We start from the raw sequence: 23,692 nt of genomic DNA on the forward strand, positions 1-23,692 counted from the left end.
GGTGTGGCCGCGCCGCAAAGGCCGGCGGGGGTGGATGTGGCCGCGCCTCGTACGCCGGTGGGGCTGGGTGTGGCCCGCCGGGCTTACCTGAGTTCCGACTTCTTCTGCCAATCCGCCCACGACAGGTTCCACTCGCCGAAGCCGTTTCCTGCTGCCACCGTTTCCTTGCCGCCCGTGACGTCGAAGACGTCGCCGACCTGGGCCTGGTCGTAGAACCACGTGGCGTCCGCCGTCTTCATGCCGATGCAGCCGTGGCTACGGTTCGCCGAGCCTATGTAGCCCTCCGCCCATTCGGCCTGGTGCGCGTACGTGCCCGAGACCGTCAGTTTCATCGACTTGTGCACCTGCTGGTCGTAGCCGGTCAGGCCGACCGACGCGGCCGTCATCCGGATCGTGCCCTCCTTGCCCATCAGGGTCATCTTCCCGCTCCAGGTCGGGGTGCTCGCCGGATCGCCCGCCGTGATCGGGACGGACTTCACCGTCTCGCCGTCACGCTCCAGCGTCAGCTCGTGGTGCGCGATGTCCACCTTGGCCACCTGACTCCTGCCAATGGTGAAGGAGGTCGCGTACGACTTCGCCAGGTACCGGCCGCCGCCGGTGTCCACCCCCGACAGCGGGGCCTCCAGCGTCACCCGCGTGCCCGGCTTCCAGTACTCCTTGGGCCGCCAGTCCACCCGGTCCTTGCCGGTCGCCGTCTCCTTCAGCCAGCCCCACGCGCCCTCGGTGCCGTTGCTCGTGGTCACCTTCAGCCGGCGCTCGACCGCGGCCTTGTTCTTCACCGGGTGGTCGAAGGTGAGCGAGAGCGGCTGGCCCACGCCCACGGTCGTCCCGCCCGCCGGAAGCACGGTCACCGTCTCCGTCCGGTCCTTCGAGGGCTTCAGCGTGCGGAAGGAGGATGCGGAGGAGGTCTCCTTCCCGTCCTCGGAGGCGGCGGTCGCCCGCACCTTGTACTCGGTGTCCACCGCGAAGCCGTCCTTCGGCGTGAACGCGCCGTCCTTCAACGTCCCTTCCGCCGGCTTCCCGTCGGGTCCGGTCACGGTCACCGTCGTCAGCGTGCCGTGCTCCACCCGCACCGTGACCGGCTCCTCCGGCTTGACGTCCCGCGCTCCGTCGGCCGGTACGAGACCCACCGCCGCGGCGGGCTTCGCCTCCGCCGCGGAGCCTCCGCCGCCCGCCACGCCGCCCGCTCCGCCGCCCCCACACGCCGTCAGGGGCAGCGCGAGCAGGGCGAGCAGGGGAACCGCGGGGGTGAATGCCTTGCGCATGGGTACGCGAACCTCCAAGTAGAGCCGGGGTCTTCGGCCCGGGACGCACGGTAGGAGGCCGCCCCGGCCGCCCTCGGTTTCGGTCGGGACGGAATTCGGGACGATCAAGGACTTAAGTCCTGCAACACGGAATTTATGGGCCATTCGGCTGGAACCCCTCATCCCTGACCGGCGTCCTGACCAGTGCGAGCTCACAAGGCGGACACCGATTGGGGAGTTGAGACAGCACATGGGGTTCATGGCGCGCACGCACATGCAGGGCATACGGGCACGGATGGCCGTCGTAGGGGCGGCCGTGGCGGTGGCCGGGACGGTGTGGGGGGTGACGACCATCGTCGACCCGGGCCACGACACCCGCCACGAGAACGTCTCCCGGCAGACGGACGACCCCGCCAAGGGCGGCGCCACCGACCCGCAGACGCCCGCGAACCCGGGACGGCAGGTCCCCGACGGCATAGCCCACGCGTCGGAGAGCGGCGGCGACGCGGTCAACATCACCATCGACGACGGGCCCGACCCCAAGTGGACCCCGAAGGTGCTGGAGGTCCTCGCGAAGTACGACGTGAAGGCGACCTTCTGCATGATCGGCCCGCAGGCCAAGGCCAACCCCGACCTGGTCAAGAAGGTCGTCGCGGGCGGTCACCGGCTCTGCGACCACACCATGGACCACAACACCGGGATGGACAAGAAGCCCTTCGAGTACCAGCGTCAGCAGATCCTCGACGCGAAGAAGCTGATCGAGGACGCGGCCGGCGGCGGGGCCAAGGTGGACTACTACCGGGCCCCCGGCGGTGCGTTCACCCCCGAGAGCCGGGCCCTGGCCGCCGCCAACGGGATGCGGCCGCTGGGCTGGAACATCGACACCAAGGACTTCACGACGCCGGGCACCGCCGCGATCGTCAACACGGTCAAGAGCGAGATCAAGAACGGCCCGACGGTCCTCTTCCACGACGGCGGCGGCAACCGCGCCCAGACCGTCGAGGCCCTCGACCAGGTCCTGGCCTGGCTGAAGGCGGAGGGCCGGCCCACCGGCTTCCCGGTGGTCACCGGTCCCAGCGCCTGACCCGCCTCCAGTGCCCCGGTGCTCCGGCCCGGCCGGCGGCCGTCCCGGCGGTCCGCGTACGGAATCTCGTACGGGTGAAAGCGCGCCCGGCCTCGTTCCGGCCCGCCGGAGGGCCCCGTTGGTCCGGGCATGAAGCGCACCCGCATCGCCGCTCTCGCCCTCGCCACCGCCGCGGCGGCCCTCGCCCCCGCCCTCTGTCAGGGAGCCGCCACCGCCGCGGACGGCACGGCGTACCTCCAGGACCCGAGCGGAGGGGAGAAGGCGATGAAGTCGATGTGGACCAAGGACGACATGCACAAGGTGGAGGCGCAGTTCAGGTTCCAGCCCGGCATCCGCTACAAGACGGTGACCCGGCCCGGCCCCAAGGGTGCCGAGGACTACGAGCGCCAGGTCCCCGACCCGAAGACCCTGTCCTGGGAGCCGGGGTACGAGTTCGCGTGGTCGGTCGCCGACTCGCAGGGAGTGAAGAAGGTGCTGACCACCAAGGACGGCACGCATCCGATCGTCGTGCACGCGGTGCTGCGCGGCGCGAACCGCGCCAAGGCCGCCGAGGTGCACCAGGAGCTGAAGAACCGTAAGGCGACGGGCCGTACGAAGGTGCCCGGCGGGAAGCGCATCGCATGCGACACCGGGAAGTACACGGTGGACTGGTCGGTCACCCGCACCGGCTACGGCACCCTCACCGGCTCCCTGACCTGGGACTCCAGCTGCGAGCAGTACCGTACGGCGTTCACCCCGCAGAACCAGGGCGCGAGCTAGGCCGTGGGCCGGCCGCCCCGCGCACCTTGTGGGTGCGCGGCGGGCGACTGGGCCGGGGCCTCGGATCGAAGGCCGTAACAGCCATGATGCCGCGCGGGATGGGGGGCGGCAGGAGGCGGAAGTCCCGTGTCGTCAGGGTCCTTCAGAGGGATTTCCGGGGGCGGCAGGAGGCGTCAGTGCTTCTTGCCGGCCTCGCGCGCCTTCGTGGCGATCTCCTCCAGGACGGCCTTGGGCTCGCCGCCCGGGTCCACAGCCCGGCCGATGTTGCGCTTGATGGTGTCGCTGACCGTCACCCAGGCCGGGTCGTTGACCGGGTAGAGCTGGGCGCTGCGCAGGGCGGTCAGGAACTCGGTGTCGCTCTTGTCCATGCCGCCGTTGCCGCCCACGCTGCGGGAGGCCGAGACGGTGGACGGCAGCAGGTGGTAGCGGCCGGCGAAGTCCGAGAGGTTCTTGTCCTGGTAGACGAAGTCCAGGAACTTGCCGATCTCCTCGCGGTGGCCGTTCTGCTTGAACGCCATCATCCAGTCGGCCACGCCGACGGTCGGCGGGACCTCGCCGGAGCCGAGGGTGTCCGAGACCGGCATGGCCACGGGGCGGACGTCGATGCCCTTGGCGCGCGCCTCGTGGACGAGCGAGGGGTAGCCGTTGACCATGCCGACCTCTCCGCGCGTGAAGGCGGCGAAGGCATCGGCGCGGTTGAGCTGGGACGGCGGAGTGGGGCCGAGCAGCCCGGGGGCGACCAGGTTCTCCTTGATCCACTTGAACGTGTAGATGTTCTGGTCGGAGGCCAGGCTGTAGTTGCCGCTGTTGTCGGCGTAGCCGCCGCCGTTGCTGAGCTCCCAGATCATCGCCTCGGCGTGCGCCTCCTCCGGGCCCAGCGGCATGGCGTACGGGTACTTCACGCCCTTGGCCTTGAGCGCCGTGGCGGCGGCCTTGAGGTCCGACCAGGTCTTGGGGGTCTCCTTGATGCCCGCCTGCTTGAACAGGGTCTCGTTGATGAAGAGCAGGCGGCTGCTCGCGACGAAGGGCAGGCCGTAGAGGGTGTTGCGGACGGAGCCGGCCTCGGCGAGGGGCGCGAGGAAGTTCGCTTCGGCGGTGACCGAGAGGAGTTCGTCCGCCGAATAGAGCTTGCCCTGTGCCGCGAAGTCCGAGTAACCGCCCATGAGGGCCATGTCCGGCGCGTTGCCGGCCTTGACCATGCGGGAGACCTCACGGTCGATGTCGGCCCACGGAAGCAGTTGGACCTGGACCTTGATTCCGGGGTTGACGGCCGTGAAATCGGCCGTCACCTTGTCCCAGAACTCCTTGGAACTGTGGCCCGAGGCGTCGCCGTATTCGGCGGCGATGAGGCGGAGCGTACCGCCGTCACCTGCGCTTCCGACGGAGCTGCCGCATCCGGCCAGCGGTATCAGCAGACCGAGCACGACCGTGGTGGCGGCCGTGCCGAAGATTCTTCGTCGCACGGGTGGATTCCCCTGATTTTCTTTTGAGGCGCGTTATTACTTATGAGTTACTCCGGGCTGTGCTGTCCCTCCGTGGCCCGTTGGCCGGAATTCTCTCCTGCGGAAGGGCGCTTGGTTCCATTGGGTCGGTACTTGTGGTCAATGCTCCAAGTGCGGCATTTCAGAGTGGTGTTTTCCGATATGTGATCAACAATTCGGACGCGCGTAGACATACCGAAACGCCCGTTTCCGGCCACGGAACGGGTTGGGGGGAGGAGCGGAGGGCGTCAGTCGGCGAAATCGCCCGCGTACGGGTCGGGCTCGCCCGTTTCGGGGTTGCGGCCCTCCTGCCAGCGCCGCTGGGCCTTGCGCCAGTGCACGAAGCTGAGGTGGCCGCCGTCCCAGAAGGTGATGCTGACCGGGCTCACGTCGAACTCGTCGGAGCACAGCCGGTACAGGAACTCGCCCATGCCGTACGGGTACACCGCGAAGGAGTCGGCGGTGTGGCGGCCGACCACCAGGACGGGCCAGCGGTCCGGGTCCGGCTCGGTCGTCAGCCAGCACAGGATGTCGGAGCCGCCCGTGACGCCCCAGGCGAGGATCGACTCCGGGTCCACGTCGAAGGCGGCCCGGCCGCCCTCGGACTCCCAGACCTGCCGGGCGTTGGCGGTCTCCTCCGCCATCTGCACCGGGTCCCACTGGAGCCCCGGCTTGGGCAGCGGCAGCAGCACGCTCGCCTCGCCGTTGATCGAGCCCGCGCCGAAGCGGCCCATGAAAGCGATGAAGTCGGCGGGGAAACGGCTGCCCCAGACGGCCTCGGCCGCCTGCCAGTCGATGTCCTCGTCGGCCCCGTGGGTCGCCGGCATGATCTGCTCAAGCGCCTTGATGTGCGCGTTCTCGGTCATGCCGCTCCCCTGCCACCCCAGCTCAACCGCCCCAACCTACCGCCGGGGCCGGACACCGCCTAGCGCTGAGCGGGACGGATCCGCAGGGTGGAGCCGACGCGCAGTCCCCAGGCCGCCATGGCCCCGGCCTCGGCCTCCAGGACGTGGCGGGCACGCGGGCGGGGGAGTCCGAGCCGGCCGGGGGGCATGGTGGTCAGCGCGACGATCTCCAGCCGGCGGTTCAGATAGGCCACGTCGATGGCGAAGCGCATCCGGAAGGTGTGCACGCTCGCGGCCGGGGTGAGGAGCATCGCCCCCTCGATCCCGTCCCGCCCGAGCAGCCCCCGGGTCCGGGCCGCGTAGGAGGCGGCCACCTCGACGGGAATCTCCGACCGTCCGCCCGCCCCCGCCCCCGCCGGCCCCGTCCCCGGGCCGATGTCCAGCGTGGCCCCACCGTCGCGCCAGTGCCCCCTGATCCGCATGCCGGTCAGGGTAGTGCCGGGCCCCGCCGGCCGGGCCGGGCGAGCGGTGCGATCCGGCCCGGCCGGCCTGCGCGGCCTCCGGGGCGTCAAGCAGGCGCCCGGACCCGGGGTCCCTCTTGGGGGGTACGGTCGCCCGTGGCCCCGTACGGGCTCCGGCCTTGTCCCACCGGGCCCCCGGGGGCGGTTGCGGCTCACCTGACCGCTGCCGGGCGGCTCCGGAGCGTAATCGTGTCGCGGCAATGCACGCAGCGGGCTTTACGAAGGGTTATGGTGGAACCCCCCCCTCGGGCCGGTCCGTATCCCCCCCACGGACCGGCCCGTTTTTTGTTCTCCAGGCCTGCCGGGGGCCTGCCGGGCAAACCCGCAGGTCAGCCGCGCTGGGCCCAGATGTTGGCGCCGGGGGTGGACACCGCGAAGGAGTCGATCTCCTTGAGGTCCTCCTCCGACAGCGGTGCTCCGGTCAGGGAAGCCACGTTCTCCTCGAGCTGCTTCACGCTCGACGCGCCGATCAGAGCCGACGTCATGCGCTCGTCCCGCAGCACCCAGTTGAGCGCCAGCTGAGCCAGCGTCTGGCCGCGCCGCGCCGCGATGTCGTTGAGCCCGTTGAGCCGGCGCACGACGTCCTGCGAGAGCAGGTCCGGGTTCAGGGACTTGCCCTGCGTGGCCCGCGAGCCCTCCGGGATGCCCTTGAGGTACTTGCCCGTCAGCAAGCCCTGCGCGAGCGGCACGAAGGAGATGCAGCCCATGCCGGCCTCCTCCAGGGTGTCCAGCAGGCCGTCGTCCTCCGTCCAGCGGTTGATCATGGAGTAGGAGGGCTGGTGGATCAGGGGGCGGACGCCCATCTCCCGCAGCAGCCGGGCCGCCTCGGCCGTCTGCTCCGCGGTGTACGAGGACACGCCCACGTACAGCGCCTTGCCCTGCTGGACCGCGGACGCGAGGGCGCCCATGGTCTCCTCCAGCGGGGTCTCCGGGTCGAAGCGGTGCGAGTAGAAGATGTCGACGTAGTCGACGCCCATCCGCTTCAGCGACGCGTCCAGCGACCCGAGGAGGTACTTGCGGCTGCCCCACTCGCCGTACGGGCCGGGGTGCATCAGGTAGCCGGCCTTGGTGGAGAGCACCAGCTCCTCGCGGTGGGACGCGAAGTCCTGCGCGAAGATCTTGCCGAAGTTGAGCTCGGCCGAGCCGGGGGGCGGCCCGTAGTTGTTCGCGAGGTCGAAGTGGGTGACACCGAGGTCGAAGGCCCGGCGCAGGATCGCCCGCTGGGACGCCAGCGACGCGTCGTCGCCGAAGTTGTGCCAGAGGCCCAGGGAGATCGCGGGGAGCTTGAGGCCGCTGCGGCCGGTGCGCCGGTACTCCATGGAGTCGTAGCGCGAGGGCTCTGCCCGATAGGGATTGTTTTCAGTCACGTTGTCCTCCCTATCACGGACTTGTGACAGGACCGAGTTGGGTACCCGATCCCGCCGCGCAGTAATGTGGCCGAGTCGGGGGGACCGCATTCCGCATCGGGGGCATTGCTCGGAGGGGCTGGAAGATCGTGAAGCTGCGCGACCTGGTACGCCGTCCTGTGTACAGGCTCTACGCACGCCGGGTGGAAGGCCGCATCGACCATGACGAGACGCCCAAGCACATCGGCGTGATCCTGGACGGGAACCGCCGCTGGGCGAAGGCGTCCGGAGGCACCACGGAGCAGGGCCACCAGGCCGGAGCCGACAAGATCTCCGAGATGCTGGGCTGGTGCACGGAGACGGACGTCGAGGTCGTCACCCTGTGGATGCTCTCCACCGACAACCTGGACCGCCCCGAGGTCGAGCTCCGCCCCCTGCTCAACATCATCGAGAACACGGTGCGCGGCCTCGCCGCCGACGGCCGCTGGCGCGTCCACCACGTGGGCAACCTCGACATCCTGCCCGCCGGGACGCAGACCGTCCTGAAGGAGGCCGAGGAGGCCACCCACGGCATCGACGGGATACTCGTCAACGTCGCCGTGGGCTACGGCGGCCGCCAGGAGATCGCCGACGCCGTCCGCTCGCTCCTGCTGGAGCACGCGTCGAAGGGCACCTCCTTCGAGGAGCTCGCCGAGATCCTCGACATCGACCACATCGCGGAGCACCTCTACACGCGCGGCCAGCCCGACCCGGACCTCGTGATCCGCACCAGCGGCGAGCAGCGGCTGTCCGGATTCATGCTGTGGCAGAGCGCGCACTCCGAGTACTACTTCTGCGAAGTCTTCTGGCCGGCCTTCCGCAAGGTGGACTTCCTGCGCGCCCTGCGCGACTACGCCGCCCGGCACCGGCGCTTCGGCTCCTGAGCCCCGCCGCGCAGCCCCCGCGCGGCTCCTCGTACGGCACCTGACCTGCGGGTGTCTGACGCCCCCTCGGCACCTCACGGCGCGCCCGGAACCTTCCGCGGCGCGCCGTCCGCGTGCTCCCGTACGCCCCTCCTCCGCTTCCGCGACCCTCCGCGCGAGGCCTTCACCAGGGATTCACCGAGCGTCCGTCATATGCCATGGCATGGCTGGACCCATTCGGGGAATATCCCTTGCAGGTCGACGCCCGATCCACGGGTGTCGAGTCTCAGCGGACGGCATGGGGTCGTCCGCCCGGGAGGCCCTTTGCACCAGGACGAACGTGCGGTTCGCACGGACGGAGTGGGAGGGCCGGAAATCGGCCCGCGCATGGGTGCCGATGACCGGTCCGGTCTTCATGGCCCGACCTCTTCCGAGGGGGTACGTCCTTCCGTGGTGACCAGCACAAAGCGCCGCCTGCCCGACAGGCGGACCTACGTCCTCGACACCAGCGTCCTGCTGGCAGACCCCAACGCGATCTCCCGTTTCGACGAGCACGAGGTCGTGCTCCCGATCGTGGTGATCACCGAGCTGGAGGCAAAGAGGCACCATCCCGAACTCGGCTACTTCGCACGTCAGGCCCTGCGCCTGCTCGACGACTTCCGGGTTCGCTACGGTCGCCTCGACGCACCCATCCCGCTGGGCGATCTGGGCGGCACCCTGCGTGTCGAGCTCAACCACTCCGACCCGAGCGTGCTCCCGGCGGGCTTCCGATTGGGGGACAACGACTCGCGCATCCTCGCGGTCGCCCGCAATCTCCAGGCCGAGGGATACGACGTCACGGTCGTTTCGAAGGATCTCCCACTGCGCATCAAAGCCTCCTCCGTGGGGCTGATCGCCGAGGAGTACCGCGCGGAACTCGCGATCACCGATGCCGGCTGGACCGGCATGAGCGAGCTGGCGCTCTCCGGCGAGCAGGTGGACCTCCTCTACTCCGAGGAGCGGCTCTACGTACCGGAAGCCGCGGAACTGCCCGTGCACACCGGACTGGTCATCCAGTCGGAGCGGGGGAAGGCGCTGGGCCGGGTCACCCCGGACGGGAACGTACGGCTCGTCAAGGGCGACCGCGAGGCCTTCGGGCTGCACGGCCGCAGCGCCGAGCAGCGGATCGCGCTGGACCTCCTCCTCGACCCCGAGATCGGGATCATCTCGATGGGCGGCCGGGCCGGCACCGGAAAGTCGGCGCTGGCGCTGTGCGCGGGCCTGGAGGCCGTGCTGGAGCGGAGGCAGCATCAGAAGGTGATGGTCTTCCGGCCGCTGTACGCGGTCGGCGGCCAGGACCTCGGCTACCTGCCCGGGGACGCCTCCGAGAAGATGAGCCCCTGGGCGCAGGCGGTCTTCGACACCCTCTCGGCGGTCGCCGGGCGCGAGGTCATCGAGGAGGTGCTGAACCGCGGGATGCTGGAGGTCCTGCCGCTCACGCACATCCGGGGCCGCTCGCTGCACGACGCCTTCGTGATCGTGGACGAGGCGCAGTCGCTGGAGCGCAATGTCCTGTTGACCGTTCTGTCCCGTATCGGGGCGAATTCGCGGGTCGTTCTGACCCACGACGTGGCCCAGCGGGACAACCTGCGGGTCGGCCGCTACGACGGAGTCGTCGCCGTGGTCGAGAAACTGAAGGGGCATCCGCTCTTCGCGCACGTCACGCTGACCCGTTCCGAGCGGTCCCCGATCGCCGCGCTGGTCACCGAGATGCTGGAGACCCTGTAGTTCGAAACAGGGTAAAAACCCCATAGCGGGAAGGCGAGTTGGCGCCGTCGGGCAAAGGCCGAAGAGCCTAGCCGGACGGCGCCTTCGTGCACAGGGGTTCGGCGAAAACAACCGGGACATGCCTGGTGTGACCTTTCACACGCAACGGAGAATTGCCCTGTGGCGTCGAGGTCCGGCAGAGTCTGGTTTCCGTCAGGCCCCGCATACGGCACACCTGTATCTCCCGTGAGATGCGCGCAGTACCACTAACTCCACAACTGATCGCCGTATGCCGCCCGGAGCATCACGCGGCACTCCCGAGAGGGAGTCGCCCACGGGCCCGCGCCTCCAGTGACCGCACCACCATGGAGGCCAGTGTCGAGGGGCACTATTGCGCCGCGTGGTCACTGCGGACGCTGCTGGAAGGACACCGTGTGAGCCGGATCTCGGTTCGGGGATTCGCAGTGGCTTCGGCCACGGCGGTCACCACCGTCGGCGCAGTCGTGGGCGTTGCCACTGGCGACCCCGCCTCGAACGATCTCGAGACGACCGCGTCCGGGACGACTCTCCTCACTGACATCCCGGTCGGCGAGCATGCCCAGGTCCAGAACGCGTCCCTGACGCAGCAGGCCGACGCCATCGCCCACGCCGCCGACACCGACGCCAAGCGCTCGGTCGAGGAGGCAGCCCGCATCCAGGCCGCCCAGGACGCCAAGGCCAAGAAGGCCGAAGCGCAGAAGGCCGCGGACGACAAGGCGCGCAAGGAGCGCGAGGAGAAGGAGCAGGCCGCCAGCCGGTCCGCCTCCCGCGACGGAGCCGACTTCGCGCTCCAGCCCTCGTACACGGTCGCCCAGGTCAAGGACATCGCCCGGCAGATGGTGCCGGCGGGGCAGTTCCAGTGCTTCTCCAACATCATCAACCAGGAATCCACCTGGAACTACCAGGCCGTGAACAAGTCTTCGGGCGCCTACGGCCTCGTCCAGGCCCTGCCGGGTTCGAAGATGGCCTCGGCCGGCGCGGACTGGCGTACCAACCCCGCCACGCAGATCGAGTGGGGTCTGAACTACATGAACGGCCGCTACGGCAGCCCGTGTGGAGCCTGGAACTTCCACCAGGCGAACGGCTGGTACTAGCCGACCGGTATTTGAGGCGCGTTCACGCCTCAACCTCGAGGAGCCCCGCACCGTCCTACGGTGCGGGGCTCCTCGCGTGTACGGTCTTTCGAGGTGTGTCCGGGTATGCGGTGCGGGAGCGGGGGGAAGGGAACGACATGGCGAAATCGGCAGGCTGGCTCGGCCGGCTCGGGAACAAGCTGAGCCACGTGGAGGCGCGGCTCGCGGAGCGGCGCGCCGAAGTCGAGGCCGAGACCTCCGGTGATCTGCCGGTCCGTCCCGCCCACCCGCCGCGCCCCGCCTACCCCCCGCCCCCCATCCACGCCGCCGGAACCACCGCGGCAGGAGGGCCCGCGGTTCCGGGCGCCACGGCCACCGGGCCCGGCGCACCGGGGACCCCGGGCGGCGAGCACGCGGGCCACCACTCGCCGTTCCCCGCCCCGGGCTACGGCATCCCGCTGCGCCCCGACCCGGTCAGCGTCATCCCGTGGGGCATGCGCGTCGCCGCCGAGGCGAGCTGGCGGCTGCTGCTCCTCGCCGGGATGCTCTGGGTCGTGATGAGGGTGATCAGCGAAGTCCGCCTGGTCGTCCTCGCCTTCGCCGCCGCCCTCCTGGTCACCGCCCTGCTCCAGCCCTTCGTGGTGCGGCTGCGCCGCCTCGGCATGCCGCGGGGCCTGGCCACCGCGGTCACCGCGATCCTCGGCTTCGTGGTCATCGGACTGGTCGGCTGGTTCGTGGTCTGGCAGGTCATGGACAACCTCGACCAGCTCTCCGACCGGCTCCGCCAAGGCATCAACGACATCAAGCTCTGGGCGCTGGACAGTCCGTTCCACGTGACCGAGAAGCAGATCAACGACATCGCGAAGAACCTCAGCGACACCATCGGCACCAACACCGAGCAGATCACCTCCGCCGGCCTGCAAGGCGTGACGGTCCTCGTCGAAGTGCTGACGGGCATGCTGCTCGCGATGTTCTCCACGCTCTTCCTGCTCTACGACGGCAAGCGCATCTGGAACTGGACGATGGGCCTGCTCCCGGCGGCCGCCCGCCCCGGTCTGGCCGGCGCCGGTCCGCGCGCCTGGCGCACCCTGACCGCGTACGTGCGCGGCACGGTCCTCGTGGCCCTCATCGACGCCATCTTCATCGGCCTCGGGCTCTACTTCCTCGACGTGACGATGGCCGTGCCGCTCGCCGTCTTCATCTTCCTGTTCGCCTTCATCCCGCTCGTCGGCGCGGTCATCTCCGGCGCCCTCGCGGTGGTCGTGGCGCTGGTGACCCAGGGGCCGTTCACCGCGCTGATGGTGCTGCTGGTGGTCCTGGCGGTGCAGCAGATCGAGGGCCACGTGCTCCAGCCCTTCATCCTGGGCCGGGCGGTACGGGTCCACCCGCTCGCGGTGGTGCTGTCGGTGGCGGCCGGCGGAATGATCGCGGGCATCGGCGGCGCGGTCGTCGCCGTCCCGCTCGTCGCCGTCACCAACACGGTGGTCGGCTACCTGCGGGCCTACTCCCGCGAACAGCTCCACCACGGGCTCTCTCCGGTCGGCCCCGCGCCGCACGGGGCGACGGCCCTGGGCCAGGCGCCTTCCGACCCGGGGGAGGCGCGAACAGGTGATAACCGAGCCTGAGTTCGAAGGCGGGGGCCCCGGCTTACCGGAGCGCCCCGAGCCGGGTGGGCCGCACGGGCGGTACGACGACGCCGGGGCCCCCGGTGTGCGCCCCCGGCCCTGGCAGTGGGCCCTCGGCGGGGCGCTGCTCGCCTCCGCGCTGTGGGCGGGCGCCTGGTGGGTGGCCGCGGACCGGGCGGACCGGCCGCCGCCGCTGCGGTACGGGCTGGGCCTGAGCCTGTGCGACGAGGCGAAGCTGCCCGCGCTGTCCCGGGTGGCCGAGGTCGCCGGGTGGGAGTACACCCCGCGGCTGCTGGAACACCCGGGCGTGGACATGGCGGTGTGCATGCTGCGCAAACCGCCCCAGAACTCGGAGGTGCCCCGGCCCTGGCTCTCGTACGAGGCCCAGGTCTCGGTGGCGCTGCACAAACGCAACGACCCGGAGCCGGAGTTCGGGGCGGAACCGGTGCCGGTGGGCTGGATCGGCATGGGCAAGCCGGACTGGCGCTCGGTACCGGGGCTCGGGGAGCGGGCGCTGATCTCGGAGGCGGAGTACGGGAGGCACTGGCGGCTGACCGTGCTCGACGGGGGAGCGGTGTTCACCGTGGACGTGACGGCGTGGACGTTCGGCGTGAGCGAGCCGGGCGACGGCACGGTGGTCGCGGGCGCCGAGCCCGTGCCGGATCCGCCGAAGCCCGACAGCGACGCGATCCAGGCTGCGATGATCGACGACATGCACGCCCTGATGAAGGCGCTGCGGACGGAGCCGTAGGGGGCGGGGATGATCGGCGAGCCGGAGATCGACGGGGACTGGGAGACGGCGGGCCGGGCGGCGGAAGCCCTGCCGGACGACGTGCGCGAGCGGGAACGCGTACGGGGCCCGCGTGCGCCGTGGGTGTGGGCGCTGGGCGGGGTGGTGGCGGCCTCGGCGGTGTGGGCGGGCGCGCTGGCGGTGCAGGACCGTTTCGCAGGCACTCCGCGCATCGACTACCGGCACTCCGTCGACCTGTGCAAGGAGGTCGACCTCAAGACGGTCGCCCAGACCGCCGGCCGGCCCTTCGAGGGAGGCGCGAGCAGCCAGGGCGTGGGCCGTGCGCAGGACTGGGCGTACTGCCAGATCGGCATGAGGTGGGAGAGGACGGGCGTCCTCACGTTCGGGGCCCACGTGTCGGTCGAACTGCACAAGGAGATCGGCCCGGCGACGGAGTTCGCCACGGGCCCGGGGGTGAACCCGGCGACCAGGCTGGACCTGGAGATGCGCCGCGAGGTGCCGGGGCTCGGCGACCGGGCGGTGCTCGACCGGCACTACGCGGGCGAGGGGGAGCGGCTCATGGTGCTCGACGGAGGCGCGGTCCTCACGCTGACGGTGGAGTGGTACGACCCCGGCGGCGGCCCGGGCGCATCGGTCGACGAGGACGAGATCGGCGCGGCGATGATCGAGGACATGCGCACCCTGATGGCGAAGCTGCGGCGATAGGCCGGCGCCGGGAACGCGCGAAAGGGCCCCCGCGGCCGGATCGGCTGCGGGGGCCCTCGGGCCTCGTACGGCTGCGCGTACGAAGCGGAACTACTCGCCCGCGAGGGCGGCTTCCGAGTCGAGGGTGACGGCCACGGCCTGGATCACCGAGGCGATCTTGAAGGCTTCCTGGACGGTCTCGCGGTCGACGCCGGCCTTGCGCAGGACCTGCTCGTGCGAGTCCAGGCACTGGCCGCAGCCGTTGATCGCGGAGACGGCGAGCGACCACAGCTCGAAGTCGACCTTCTCCACGCCCGGGTTGCCGATGACGTTCATCCGCAGGCCCGCGCGCAGGTTGTCGTACTCCGGGTCGGAGAGCAGGTGGCGCGTGCGGTAGAAGACGTTGTTCATCGCCATGATCGCGGCGGCGGCCTTGGCGGCGTCGTACGCCTCCGGCGACAGGGCCGCCTTCGCCTCGGGCTCCAGCTCGCGCAGGACGCGCGGGGAGCGGGCGGCGATCGCGCAGGACAGGACCGTGCCCCACAGCTGCTGCTGGGAGAGGGTGTCCTGATTGCCGATGACCGAGCCGAGGTTCAGCTTCAGGTCCTTGGCGAAGTCCGGTACGGCGGACTTGAGGGTGTCGAGGGACATCCGTCACTCACCGGCCAGCAGGGCACCGGCGTCGATGGTGCTGTCGCCCTTGTTCCAGTTGCAGGGGCACAGCTCGTCGGTCTGCAGGGCGTCGAGGACCCGCAGGACCTCCTTGGGGTTACGGCCCACGGAGCCGGCGGTCACCATGGAGAACTGGATCTCGTTGTTCGGGTCCACGATGAAGACGGCGCGCATCGGGAGACCGTCCTGGCCGAGGATGCCGAGGTCGGCGCAGAGCTCGCGCTTGATGTCGGACATCATCGGGAAGGGCAGGTCGCGCAGGTCGGCGTGGTCCTTGCGCCAGGCGTGGTGCACGTACTCGGAGTCGAGCGAGAAGCCGAGGATCTGGGCGTCACGGTCGGCGAACTCCTCGTTCAGCTTGCCGAACGCGGCGATCTCGGTCGGGCACACGAAGGTGAAGTCGAGCGGCCAGGAGAACATGATCTTCCACTTGCCCTCGTAGGTCTTGTGGTCGATCTGCGCGAACTCGGCTCCGGCTTCGAGCGAGACACAGGCGGTCAGGTCGTAGGTGGGGAACTGGTCGCCGACAGTGAGCACGTGCTCTCCTTGCGCAGAGGAAAGTGACCCTTTTGCGGGCTTTCCGAGGGGGTTGGACGTATCTCACATGCTGACACACCTGCATTGATTGCAGAAATAGCTACTCTGGTGACGAGTGATCGGAGGTGCCTATCAGTGGCTGTCAGTCATAGAGGAGCGAAGCAGGCGACGCTCGCCCAGCTGCGGGCCTTCGCCGCCGTCGCCGAGCACCTGCACTTCCGGGACGCGGCCGCCGCCATCGGCATGAGCCAGCCCGCGCTCTCCGGAGCCGTCTCGGCACTGGAGGAGGCGCTCGGGGTGCGGCTGCTGGAGCGGACCACGCGCAAGGTGCTGCTCTCGCCCGCCGGGGAACGGATCGCGGTCCGCGCGCGGACCGTGCTCGACGCCATGGGCGGGCTGCTGGAGGAGGCCGAGGCGGTGCGCGCCCCCTTCACCGGGGCGCTGCGGCTCGGGGTGATCCCCACCGTGGCCCCGTACCTGCTGCCGACCGTGCTCGGGCTCTTCCACCGGCGCTACCCCCGCCTCGACCTCCAGGTGCACGAGGAGCAGACGGCCTCGCTGCTGGAGGGCCTCGCCGGCGGCCGGCTCGACCTGCTGCTGCTCGCCGTGCCGCTCGGGGTCCCCGGGATCACCGAACTTCCGCTCTTCGACGAGGACTTCGTACTGCTGGTGCCCCGCGACCACGCGCTCGCCGGGCGCAAGGACATCCCGCCCGAGGAACTGCGGGGCCTGCAGCTGCTGTTGCTCGACGAGGGCCACTGCCTGCGCGACCAGGCCCTCGACATCTGCCGGGACGCGGGGCGCACCACCGGAGCGGACGTCACCACCACCGCGGCCGGGCTGTCCACGCTCGTACAACTGGTCGCCGGCGGGCTGGGCGTCACGCTGCTGCCGCGCACCGCGCTGCGGCTGGAGACCGCCCGCAACGAGCGGCTGGCCACCGGGTACTTCGCCGAGCCCGCGCCCTCGCGCAGGATCGCCCTGGCCATGCGTACGGGAACGGCCCGGGAGGAGGAGTTCCGGGCCGTCGCCGACGCGCTGCGCGAAGCCGTACGCCCGCTCCCCGTCTGGCTGACCGACTAGGGAGGGGAGCGGGCCGCCGGCTACTCCGTGCGCAGTCCGTCCGGGCGCATCAGGCGTAGCAGCGGCGGCAGGCTGAGCAGGGTCACCAGGACGGCGACGCCCCCGCCGATCCCGGCCGTCATCGCGACCGAGGACCAGTCGACCCGCACCGGGACGGCCGTCATCCGCAGCAGCACGGCGCCGAGCGCCGGCCCCACCGCCGAGGCCAGGACCAGGCCCAGGCCGATCGGCAGGACCGTCTGCCAGAGCACCGACAGGCTCAGCGTGGAGCGCTTGGTGCCGAAGGCGACCAGCGCCGACAGCAGCTTCCCGCGCTCGCGCAACTGCTCCAGCTGCGAGACCAGCAGGCTGGCCCCGATCAGGAGCAGTACGGCCGTGGCGCCGAAGAGCAGCCCGGTGCGGATCGTCGCGTAGCCGTCGTCCCGCTTCGTGGGGTGGAACGTCATCACGGTGGCGAGCGGGGCCGCCTTGAAGGCGGCCGTCCTGGCCCGTTCCATGGCGTCCGGCACGGCCGGGTCGAGCTGCACGTACACGTGCGGCCAGCGGTCGTCCACCAGGACCTTCGGCGCGACCGAGGGGGTCACCAGCAGTCCGCCGCGGCGCAGGCCCGACGGGTCCGGGCGGCCGGCGACCGGGCGCGCGCCGGCCGGGAAGGTCCACCGGGTGGGCTCGCCCGCGCCCGGCCTGCCCGCCTTGTCCGCCCCGCCGGCCCTGTCCGCCCCGTCGTACCCGGGGCCGATGCCCGGGCCGACCCAGAGGGTGTCGCCGGGTCTGGCCGTGGCCTGGGGAACCCCGCCCTTCAGGGCGGGAGCGTCCGTGATCACGAAGGCGTCGCCGTCCTCGCAGGACCCGATGACCGCGACCTCGCGCAGGGCCTCGCAGCTGCCGCTGGTCACCTGGATCCGGTCGTCCCCGGCGGGAACGCGGTGCGCGGCCGCGAAGGAGGCGGGCGCGACGGCCTTGGCGACTCCCTCGGCCCCGGAGACCTGCCGGGCGACGGCGTCGACCGCGGCCCGGTTGCCCGGGGGCATGATCACCGAGATCGCGGCCCGTGACGGGTCCTGTCCCGTCCTCTCCGTGTAACCGTCCTCGACGCCCGCGAAGAGCATCTGGAGGGCGATGGCCCCGGCGACGGCGACCGCGATGCCGTTGACCGGGCGGGCGGCCGCGCCGCTGCCGACCTGGAGGCGGCGCACGGCGAGCTGCCAGGACACCGGGCCGCCGGACGACAGCCGGCCCACGAGGCGTTCCAGCAGCCAGGGGAGCAGCGCGGTGATCCCGACGAGCAGCAGCACCACCCCGGCGCCGACCTGCCACCGGTTGAAGTCCCCGTGTCCGGTGCCGCGTCCGGCCGGCGGAGCCAGCAGGCCGAGCCCGCCGAGCGGCAGCAGCAGCCGCCACCAGACGCGGCGCCCGCGCGGCTTCGCGGTGCGCACCACCCCCAGCGGCTCGATGACCACATCGCGCAGGGCGAACAGGGTCACGGCCACGGCCGAGGCGGGCACCACGAGGGCGACCAGTACGGCCAGCCACGGGGCGGGGTCGAGGTCGGCGGGGAAGACGCTGCGCTGGTGCAGGGTGACGCCGCCGACGAGCCGGCGGCCGATCAGGAAGAAGCCCGCGCCCAGCCCGAGGCCGACCAGCGATCCGGCGAGCGCCTCGCCGGCCGCGATCCGGCGGACCATCAGGCCGTCGGCGCCGACCAGGCGCAGCGCGGCGAGCCGGCGGTCGCGCCGCTCCCCGCCGAAGCGGACGGCGGCGGCGATGAACACCGCGACGGGCATCAGCAGGGCCACGAAGGTCAGGACGACCAGGAGCGTCAGGACCGGGTCGAGCGACTTGCGCCCGAGGTGCTGGTTGAAGGCGAGGACCCGCTGGGCCCGGTGGTCCGCGGCCCCGGCGGTCGCGAGATCGCCCTTGCCGGCGTAGAAGTACAGCTCGCCCGGTCCGGTGAGGCCGGCGTCGCCGATGACCTGGGTGGGCTTCCACGCGTCGAACCGCTCGCGCAGCAGCGCGCCGTCCCTCGAGGCGAGCAGGCGCCCGAGGGCGGGGGAGACGGCCATCTCCCCGGGTGCGGGAACGCTCTTGAGGCCGGGCGGCACGGGGGCGTCGGGGCCCTCGGCCAGGAGGAACCGGCCGTCCACGTCCCGGCCCTCGTACATCTGGTTCGCGCTCGCGACGAGCAGCGTGTCGCGGCCGGGCGCCGTGCCGACGGGTGCGGCCAGGTAGAAGCGGGCCTCCCCGCGCTCGCCGCGGGTGGCCAGCGCGCCCGGTATCGCGGTGCTGATCAGCAGCAGGGCGACGCCGAGGCCGACGCCCACGCCCGTGAGGAGCGTACGGGTCCAGCCCTCGCGGCCGCCGCCGAAGGCGAAGCGGACGCCCATGGCGAGGTCCCGGACCGATGAGGTGGAGGAGCTCACGCTATCCACTCCATGTCGCGGGACTTGCCGTCGCGTACGACGATCTCGCGGTCGGAGTACGCGGCCACGCGGGTCTCGTGCGTGACGAGGACGACGGCGGCCTCGGTGGACCGGGCGGTCTCGGTGAGCAGCTGCATGACCCGTTCGCCGTTGAGGGAGTCGAGGGCGCCGGTGGGCTCGTCGGCGAAGATCAGCCGGGGCGAGGTGACGAGGGCGCGGGCCACGGCGACGCGCTGGCCCTGGCCGCCGGAGACCTCGCCGGGCCGCTTGCGGCCGAGGTCCTCGACCTGGAGCCGTTCCATCCAGTGCAGGGCGGTGCGTTCGGCCTCCTTGCGCTTGACCCCGGTCAGGCGCAGCGGCAGGGCGACGTTCTCGACGCAGGTCAGCTCGGGCACCAGCTGGCCGAACTGGAAGACGAAGCCGAACTCGCTGCGGCGCAGGGCGCTGCGCCGGGCGTCGTTCATGGCGGACAGCTTGCGCCCGGCGTAGGTGACGGTGCCGGAGTCGGGCGTGACGATGCCCGCGAGGCAGTGCAGCAGGGTCGACTTGCCGGAGCCGGAGGGGCCCATGACGGCGACGATCTCGCCCGCGCGGATGGAGAAGCCGACGCCGTCGAGGGCGTGCGTGCTGCCGTAGGCCTTGCGGAGTCCGGTGGCGCTGAGCAGGGTGCCGGTCGAGGTCATCCGCGTACCTCCTGGGCGAGCTGGTCGAGGCGGGCGGCGGTCAGTTCGAGCCACCGCAGGTCCGCTTCGAGGTGGAACAGGGCGTGGTCGCAGACGAGTTGGTCCGCGAGGTCCCCCTCGCGCTTGCGCCGGGTGAGCTCGCGCATCAGGCGCAGGTGCTCCGAGCGCTGGGTGTCCAGCAGTTCCTGGGCGCCGCGGCCGGTGAGCAGGGCGAGCACGACCTTCGTGTAGAGGGTCGACTGGAGGTACGGCTCGGGCTTCTCGGGCTGGGCGAGCCAGGTCTCGACGTCGGTGATGCCGGCGTCGGTGATGGCGTACCGCTTGCGCTCGGGACCGCCACCGCTCTCGACCCCGTCGACCTCGACGAGACCGTTCCTCAGCAGCCGGGACATGGTCGAGTAGACCTGTCCGTAGGCGAGGGGGCGGTCGTGGCCGAACCTCTCGTCGAAGGCCCGTTTGAGGTCGTAGCCGTGGCGGGGGCCGGCCTCCAGGAGACCGAGGAGCGTGTGACTGATGGACATGGGCGGACTATACACGCGGTGTATACCCTCGGTGTATACATACGTGGCCCAACCGGCCCCCGCGGGGGGCCGGTTGGGTGACTGTGCCGCCCCTCGTGCCGGGGCGGCCTCAGGGATCCGGAGAGGCGCGGGGACGGCCGCGCCGCGGGATGGGACCCGCCCCGCCGGGGAGGCGGCCGGCCTCGGCCAGGGCCCGGCGGAGCAGGAACTCGATCTGCGCGTTGGCGCTGCGCAGTTCCTCGCCGGCCCACCGCGCGAGCGCGTCGTGCACCTGCGGGTCGAGCCGCAGCAGCACCTGTTTGCGGGCCTGGCGCCCGGCCTTGGGGGCCGCCGCGGGCGCCTCGGCCGCACCCTCCCCGTCGGCCGCGGAGGGGTCCGGGCCGCCGCGGGGCTCCTCGGGGCCGTCGGAGGGGCTCACTGGTAGAGGGTGCCCGTGTTGACGACCGGCTGGGCCGCGCGATCACCGCACAGGACCACCATCAGGTTGGAGACCATCGCCGCCTTCCGTTCCGGGTCGAGGTCCACGATGTCCTGCTCCGCGAGGCGGGTCAGGGCGAGTTCGACCATACCGACCGCGCCCTCGACGATCTGCTTGCGCGCCGCGACGATCGCTCCGGCCTGCTGGCGCTGGAGCATCGCGGAGGCGATCTCCGGGGCGTACGCGAGGTGGGTGAAGCGGGACTCGATGATGTGCACGCCGGCCGCCTCGACGCGGGCGGACAGTTCGGCGGCGAGCTTCTCGGTGATCTCCTCGGCGTTTCCGCGCAGCGACAGGCCGCCGTCCTCGTGGGCGTCGTAGGGGTACTCGATGGCGATGTGCCGCACGGCCGCCTCGGTCTGGGTCTCGACGAACTCGGTGAAGTCCTCGACCTCGAAGACGGCCCGCGCGGTGTCCTCGACTCGCCACACCACGACGGCGGCCAGCTCGATCGGGTTGCCGTAGGCGTCGTTGACCTTCATGACCGGGGTCTCGTGGTTGCGCACCCGGGTGGAGAGCCGCCGGCGGGACGTCAGCGGGTTGACCCAGCGCAGGCCGTCGGTGCGGACCGTGCCGCGGTAGCGGCCGAAGAGCTGGACCACGCGGGCCTCGCCCGGCGCGACCGTGTTCAGCCCGCACATGGCGACGAAGGCGGCGACGATCAGCAGGATCCCCGCCGCGATCAGGGCGCCCTTGGCGCCGGAGCTTCCGGCCACCGCGCCCGCGGCGATCAGGGCCGCCCCGCCGGCCACCCCCGCCAGGCCGAGCAGCAGCGCGAGCCCGCCGCCCACGCTGTGCGCGGGGAACTCTCGTACGCGGCCCTCGGCCGCACCCGTCGTGCTGGTCATGCTCTTCCCCGTTCCCTCGGTGGCGGCCGGTCGGACCGCCTAGCAAACTGATATCACTTTTTCGGATGGATGGCAGTACCCGGCAACCCGAAGCGGTTCCCGCGCGTCGGTTCCATGGGGACGGGTGCTGATTGTCACGTCCGGATTGACCGGTATTGATCCCGGTTGGCCAGTCTTTGTCACAGCCTGCGGTGTTAGCTTTCTGAGCTGACGTCGGGGGGTAATCGAGCGGAGCGGGAGCGATGGGCCGAGCAGAAGCGCGACAGGCGCAGCAGCAGCGCGGTGCGCGACGAGCGCCGCGCGGGCGCACCAAGGGCAAGGGCGGGAAGGCCGGCAAGCGCACCGGCATACGGCGCTTCTTCACCTGGAAGAAGATCCTCGGCACCTTCTTCGGGATGATGCTCCTCGGGATGGCCGCGCTGATCGGCCTCTACTTCTACGTGGACCCGCCGGACCCCAACGCCGACGCGCTGAAGCAGAACAACGTCTACAAGCTGGCCGACGGCACGATCCTGGCCCAGGTCGGCGGTACGAACCGGCAGATCGTCCCGATCGAGAAGATCCCGAAGGACGTGCAGACCGCCTTCATCGCGATCGAGAACAAGTCCTTCGAGAAGGACCGGGGCATCGACCTCAAGGGCATGGCCCGCGGCCTGTTCAACACGGTCACCGGCAAGGGCGCGGCCGGCGGTTCGACGATCACCCAGCAGTACGTCAAGAACTTCTACCTGACCCAGGACCAGACGGCGACCCGCAAGCTGAAGGAGATGGTCATCTCCCTCAAGGTCGACCAGAGGATGAAGAAGCCCGAGATCCTCGCGGGCTACCTGAACACCAACTTCTACGGGCGCAACGCCTACGGCATCCAGGCCGCGGCCCAGGCCTACTACGGGGTCGACGCCGACAAGCTGACCCTGGAACAGGGCGCCTACCTCGCGGCCGTCCTGCAGGCCCCCAGCCAGTACGACTGGGCGACCGCCGGCCCGAACGGCAAGCGCCTGGTGATGATCCGCTTCAACGCGGTCCTCGACAACATGGTCGAGATGGGCGAGCTGGACGCGGCCAAGCGCAAGGGCATGCAGTTCCAGGAGCCGATCAAGCCCAAGGCCGCCCCCGGCCAGGAAGGCCAGAAGGGCTACCTGGTCCAGGCCGCCGACGAGGAGCTCAAGCGGCAGACCGGTATGACCGAGGCCCAGCTCAAGGCCGGTGGCTGGGAGATCACCCTCACCATCGACCCGAAGAAGCAGGCCGCCCTGGAGGCAGCCGTCCAGGACCAGCTGGAGTCCAAGCTCGACCGCAAGGACCGCCCCGTCGACGCCTCGGTGCAGGCGGGCGCCACCTCCGTGGACCCCAAGACCGGCGCGATCGTCGCGATGTACGGCGGCACGGGCATCGCCGACCAGTACGCCAGCAACGCCCTGCGCAAGGACTACCAGCCGGGCTCGACCTTCAAGCCGATCGTGCTCGCCTCCGCCATGGAGAACAAGGCGACCACCCAGGACGGCAAGCCGATCAACCCCAACACCCTCTACGACGGCACCAGCAAGCGCCCCGTGGTGGGAAGCAAGACCCCGTTCAGCCCGGAGAACCAGGACGGCGTCAACTACGGCAACCCGATGATGACGGTGCAGTCCGCCACCAACTCCTCGGTCAACTCCGTCTACGCCCAGATGATCGTCGACGTCACCCCGCAGGCCACGAAGAAGACGGCCCTCGCCCTCGGCATGAAGGACCGCGAGGGCTGGCCCGAGGACCGGCCGGCGATGACGCTGGGCACCATGAGCGCCGACACCGTGGAGATGGCCGGCGTCTACGCCACCTTCGACAACCACGGCAAGAAGATCACGCCCAGCATCATCAAGTCCGCCACGCACAAGGACCGCGAGTACAAGCCGGTCCGCGCCGTCGGCGACCAGGCCGTCAGCCGCAAGACCGCCGACACGGTCACCGAGGTCCTCACCGGCGTCGTCGAGGACGGCTCCGGCAAGGCCGTCAGGAGCTCGGCGTACGAGGCCGGCGGCAAGACCGGCACCACCGAGGAGAACAAGGCCGCCTGGTTCACCGGGTTCACCCCGGACCTCGTCACCGTCGTCGCGATGTTCGGCGAGGAGCCCGGCACCCACAAGCAGGTCAGCCTGGCCGGCACCGCGGGCGGCGGGCGCGCGGGCGGCTCCAGCTTCCCGGCCGCGATCTGGAAGCAGTACACGCTGGCCGCGCTCAAGGGGCAGGAGAACAGCTCCTTCGACCTGGAGGAGGCCGACATGGGCAAGGTGCAGACGCCGACCGGCAGCAGCTCCCCGTCGAACACGCCGAGCCAGACCCCGGCCCAGACGCCGTCCGGCAACACCCC

Annotated in this window: 22 protein-coding genes; 10 read left to right on the forward strand and 12 right to left on the reverse strand. The window is 70.9% G+C overall.

Annotation, left to right across the window (positions count from 1 at the left end; genetic code table 11):
- Positions 1 to 83: 83 nt before the first annotated feature.
- On the reverse strand, positions 84 to 1,265 hold the full coding sequence (locus tag ACWGDE_RS16965) for an Ig-like domain-containing protein (RefSeq protein ID WP_453389771.1): 1,182 nt from the start codon (positions 1,263 to 1,265) through the stop codon (positions 84 to 86).
- Positions 1,266 to 1,503: 238 nt separating this feature from the next.
- On the opposite strand from ACWGDE_RS16965, the gene ACWGDE_RS16970 reads away from it, so the two are divergent.
- Complete coding sequence (locus tag ACWGDE_RS16970; RefSeq protein ID WP_453389772.1) at positions 1,504 to 2,328, forward strand: polysaccharide deacetylase family protein; 825 nt, start codon at positions 1,504 to 1,506, stop codon at positions 2,326 to 2,328.
- Between the two features lie 129 nt (positions 2,329 to 2,457).
- Positions 2,458 to 3,087, forward strand: coding sequence for a hypothetical protein (locus tag ACWGDE_RS16975; protein ID WP_453389773.1), 630 nt, complete (start codon positions 2,458 to 2,460; stop codon positions 3,085 to 3,087).
- Between the two features lie 173 nt (positions 3,088 to 3,260).
- Here the strand turns inward: ACWGDE_RS16975 and ACWGDE_RS16980 are convergent, their stop codons facing one another.
- The 4 genes from ACWGDE_RS16980 to mgrA form a co-directional block, all read right to left on the reverse strand.
- Positions 3,261 to 4,550: an extracellular solute-binding protein gene (locus ACWGDE_RS16980; protein ID WP_453389774.1), complete on the reverse strand. Its 1,290-nt coding sequence runs from the start codon at positions 4,548 to 4,550 to the stop codon at positions 3,261 to 3,263.
- A 266-nt stretch (positions 4,551 to 4,816) separates the two neighbouring features.
- Positions 4,817 to 5,434, reverse strand: coding sequence for an SMI1/KNR4 family protein (locus ACWGDE_RS16985; protein WP_453389775.1), 618 nt, complete (start codon positions 5,432 to 5,434; stop codon positions 4,817 to 4,819).
- 59 nt (positions 5,435 to 5,493) lie between these two features.
- Positions 5,494 to 5,895, reverse strand: a complete 402-nt coding sequence (locus tag ACWGDE_RS16990; protein ID WP_453389776.1) for a DUF192 domain-containing protein — start codon at positions 5,893 to 5,895, stop codon at positions 5,494 to 5,496.
- A 368-nt stretch (positions 5,896 to 6,263) separates the two neighbouring features.
- A complete protein-coding gene (gene mgrA, locus ACWGDE_RS16995; RefSeq protein WP_453389777.1) occupies positions 6,264 to 7,301 on the reverse strand; it encodes an L-glyceraldehyde 3-phosphate reductase in 1,038 nt (345 codons plus the stop codon).
- A 128-nt stretch (positions 7,302 to 7,429) separates the two neighbouring features.
- Here mgrA and ACWGDE_RS17000 point away from each other — a divergent pair, with 128 nt between their 5' ends.
- From ACWGDE_RS17000 to ACWGDE_RS17025, 6 genes are all read left to right on the forward strand, one after another.
- Entirely contained in the window at positions 7,430 to 8,203 is a 774-nt protein-coding gene (locus tag ACWGDE_RS17000; RefSeq protein WP_453389778.1) for an isoprenyl transferase, read from the forward strand.
- A gap of 429 nt (positions 8,204 to 8,632) precedes the next feature.
- Positions 8,633 to 9,949 (forward strand): PhoH family protein, encoded by a 1,317-nt coding sequence (locus ACWGDE_RS17005; protein ID WP_453389779.1) that lies wholly within the window; start codon positions 8,633 to 8,635, stop codon positions 9,947 to 9,949.
- 413 nt (positions 9,950 to 10,362) lie between these two features.
- A complete protein-coding gene (locus ACWGDE_RS17010; protein WP_453389780.1) occupies positions 10,363 to 11,061 on the forward strand; it encodes an aggregation-promoting factor C-terminal-like domain-containing protein in 699 nt (232 codons plus the stop codon).
- A 137-nt stretch (positions 11,062 to 11,198) separates the two neighbouring features.
- Positions 11,199 to 12,665 (forward strand): AI-2E family transporter, encoded by a 1,467-nt coding sequence (locus ACWGDE_RS17015; RefSeq protein ID WP_453389781.1) that lies wholly within the window; start codon positions 11,199 to 11,201, stop codon positions 12,663 to 12,665.
- On the forward strand, positions 12,649 to 13,416 hold the full coding sequence (locus tag ACWGDE_RS17020) for a hypothetical protein (RefSeq protein WP_453389782.1): 768 nt from the start codon (positions 12,649 to 12,651) through the stop codon (positions 13,414 to 13,416). The genes ACWGDE_RS17015 and ACWGDE_RS17020 overlap by 17 nt, the downstream gene beginning before the upstream one ends.
- A 9-nt stretch (positions 13,417 to 13,425) precedes the next feature.
- Positions 13,426 to 14,121: a hypothetical protein gene (locus ACWGDE_RS17025; RefSeq protein WP_453389783.1), complete on the forward strand. Its 696-nt coding sequence runs from the start codon at positions 13,426 to 13,428 to the stop codon at positions 14,119 to 14,121.
- Between the two features lie 90 nt (positions 14,122 to 14,211).
- On the opposite strand, the gene ACWGDE_RS17030 is transcribed toward ACWGDE_RS17025, so the two are convergent.
- Both ACWGDE_RS17030 and ACWGDE_RS17035 read right to left on the reverse strand, forming a co-directional pair.
- Positions 14,212 to 14,751 (reverse strand): alkyl hydroperoxide reductase, encoded by a 540-nt coding sequence (locus ACWGDE_RS17030; protein ID WP_453389784.1) that lies wholly within the window; start codon positions 14,749 to 14,751, stop codon positions 14,212 to 14,214.
- Positions 14,752 to 14,754: 3 nt separating this feature from the next.
- Positions 14,755 to 15,309: a peroxiredoxin gene (locus tag ACWGDE_RS17035; protein WP_453389785.1), complete on the reverse strand. Its 555-nt coding sequence runs from the start codon at positions 15,307 to 15,309 to the stop codon at positions 14,755 to 14,757.
- 135 nt (positions 15,310 to 15,444) lie between these two features.
- On the opposite strand from ACWGDE_RS17035, the gene ACWGDE_RS17040 reads away from it, so the two are divergent.
- Complete coding sequence (locus tag ACWGDE_RS17040; protein ID WP_453389786.1) at positions 15,445 to 16,392, forward strand: hydrogen peroxide-inducible genes activator; 948 nt, start codon at positions 15,445 to 15,447, stop codon at positions 16,390 to 16,392.
- A gap of 20 nt (positions 16,393 to 16,412) precedes the next feature.
- Here ACWGDE_RS17040 and ACWGDE_RS17045 read toward each other — a convergent pair whose 3' ends face one another.
- The 5 genes from ACWGDE_RS17045 to ACWGDE_RS17065 all read right to left on the reverse strand — a co-directional run bounded on the left by ACWGDE_RS17045 (position 16,413) and on the right by ACWGDE_RS17065 (position 21,342).
- On the reverse strand, positions 16,413 to 18,812 hold the full coding sequence (locus ACWGDE_RS17045; protein ID WP_453389787.1) for an FtsX-like permease family protein: 2,400 nt from the start codon (positions 18,810 to 18,812) through the stop codon (positions 16,413 to 16,415).
- Complete coding sequence (locus ACWGDE_RS17050) at positions 18,809 to 19,495, reverse strand: ABC transporter ATP-binding protein (protein WP_453389788.1); 687 nt, start codon at positions 19,493 to 19,495, stop codon at positions 18,809 to 18,811. The genes ACWGDE_RS17045 and ACWGDE_RS17050 overlap by 4 nt, the downstream gene beginning before the upstream one ends.
- Positions 19,492 to 20,016: a PadR family transcriptional regulator gene (locus tag ACWGDE_RS17055; protein ID WP_453389789.1), complete on the reverse strand. Its 525-nt coding sequence runs from the start codon at positions 20,014 to 20,016 to the stop codon at positions 19,492 to 19,494. Before ACWGDE_RS17055 ends, ACWGDE_RS17050 begins: the two co-directional genes overlap by 4 nt.
- A gap of 109 nt (positions 20,017 to 20,125) precedes the next feature.
- Complete coding sequence (locus ACWGDE_RS17060; protein ID WP_453389790.1) at positions 20,126 to 20,434, reverse strand: hypothetical protein; 309 nt, start codon at positions 20,432 to 20,434, stop codon at positions 20,126 to 20,128.
- Positions 20,431 to 21,342: an SPFH domain-containing protein gene (locus ACWGDE_RS17065; RefSeq protein ID WP_453389791.1), complete on the reverse strand. Its 912-nt coding sequence runs from the start codon at positions 21,340 to 21,342 to the stop codon at positions 20,431 to 20,433. The genes ACWGDE_RS17060 and ACWGDE_RS17065 overlap by 4 nt, the downstream gene beginning before the upstream one ends.
- Positions 21,343 to 21,584: 242 nt before the next feature.
- Between ACWGDE_RS17065 and ACWGDE_RS17070 the strand changes: the two genes are divergently transcribed.
- A partial coding sequence (locus ACWGDE_RS17070) for a transglycosylase domain-containing protein (RefSeq protein ID WP_453389792.1) occupies positions 21,585 to 23,692 on the forward strand: 2,108 nt, incomplete at its 3' end.

Source organism: Streptomyces sp. NPDC054956 (genome assembly GCF_053609185.1).

Excerpts from the sequence above, each read along its gene's own strand:
- ACWGDE_RS16965 (WP_453389771.1), bottom strand. The coding sequence starts at position 1,265 with ATGCGCAAGGCATTCACCCCCGCGGTTCCCCTGCTCGCCCTGCTCGCG.
- ACWGDE_RS16970 (WP_453389772.1), top strand. The coding sequence starts at position 1,504 with ATGGCGCGCACGCACATGCAGGGCATACGGGCACGGATGGCCGTCGTA.
- ACWGDE_RS16975 (WP_453389773.1), top strand. The coding sequence starts at position 2,458 with ATGAAGCGCACCCGCATCGCCGCTCTCGCCCTCGCCACCGCCGCGGCG.
- ACWGDE_RS16985 (WP_453389775.1), bottom strand. The coding sequence starts at position 5,434 with ATGACCGAGAACGCGCACATCAAGGCGCTTGAGCAGATCATGCCGGCG.
- ACWGDE_RS16990 (WP_453389776.1), bottom strand. The coding sequence starts at position 5,895 with ATGCGGATCAGGGGGCACTGGCGCGACGGTGGGGCCACGCTGGACATC.
- ACWGDE_RS17015 (WP_453389781.1), top strand. The coding sequence starts at position 11,199 with ATGGCGAAATCGGCAGGCTGGCTCGGCCGGCTCGGGAACAAGCTGAGC.
- ACWGDE_RS17025 (WP_453389783.1), top strand. The coding sequence starts at position 13,426 with ATGATCGGCGAGCCGGAGATCGACGGGGACTGGGAGACGGCGGGCCGG.
- ACWGDE_RS17030 (WP_453389784.1), bottom strand. The coding sequence starts at position 14,751 with ATGTCCCTCGACACCCTCAAGTCCGCCGTACCGGACTTCGCCAAGGAC.
- ACWGDE_RS17050 (WP_453389788.1), bottom strand. The coding sequence starts at position 19,495 with ATGACCTCGACCGGCACCCTGCTCAGCGCCACCGGACTCCGCAAGGCC.
- ACWGDE_RS17055 (WP_453389789.1), bottom strand. The coding sequence starts at position 20,016 with ATGTCCATCAGTCACACGCTCCTCGGTCTCCTGGAGGCCGGCCCCCGC.
- ACWGDE_RS17065 (WP_453389791.1), bottom strand. The coding sequence starts at position 21,342 with ATGACCAGCACGACGGGTGCGGCCGAGGGCCGCGTACGAGAGTTCCCC.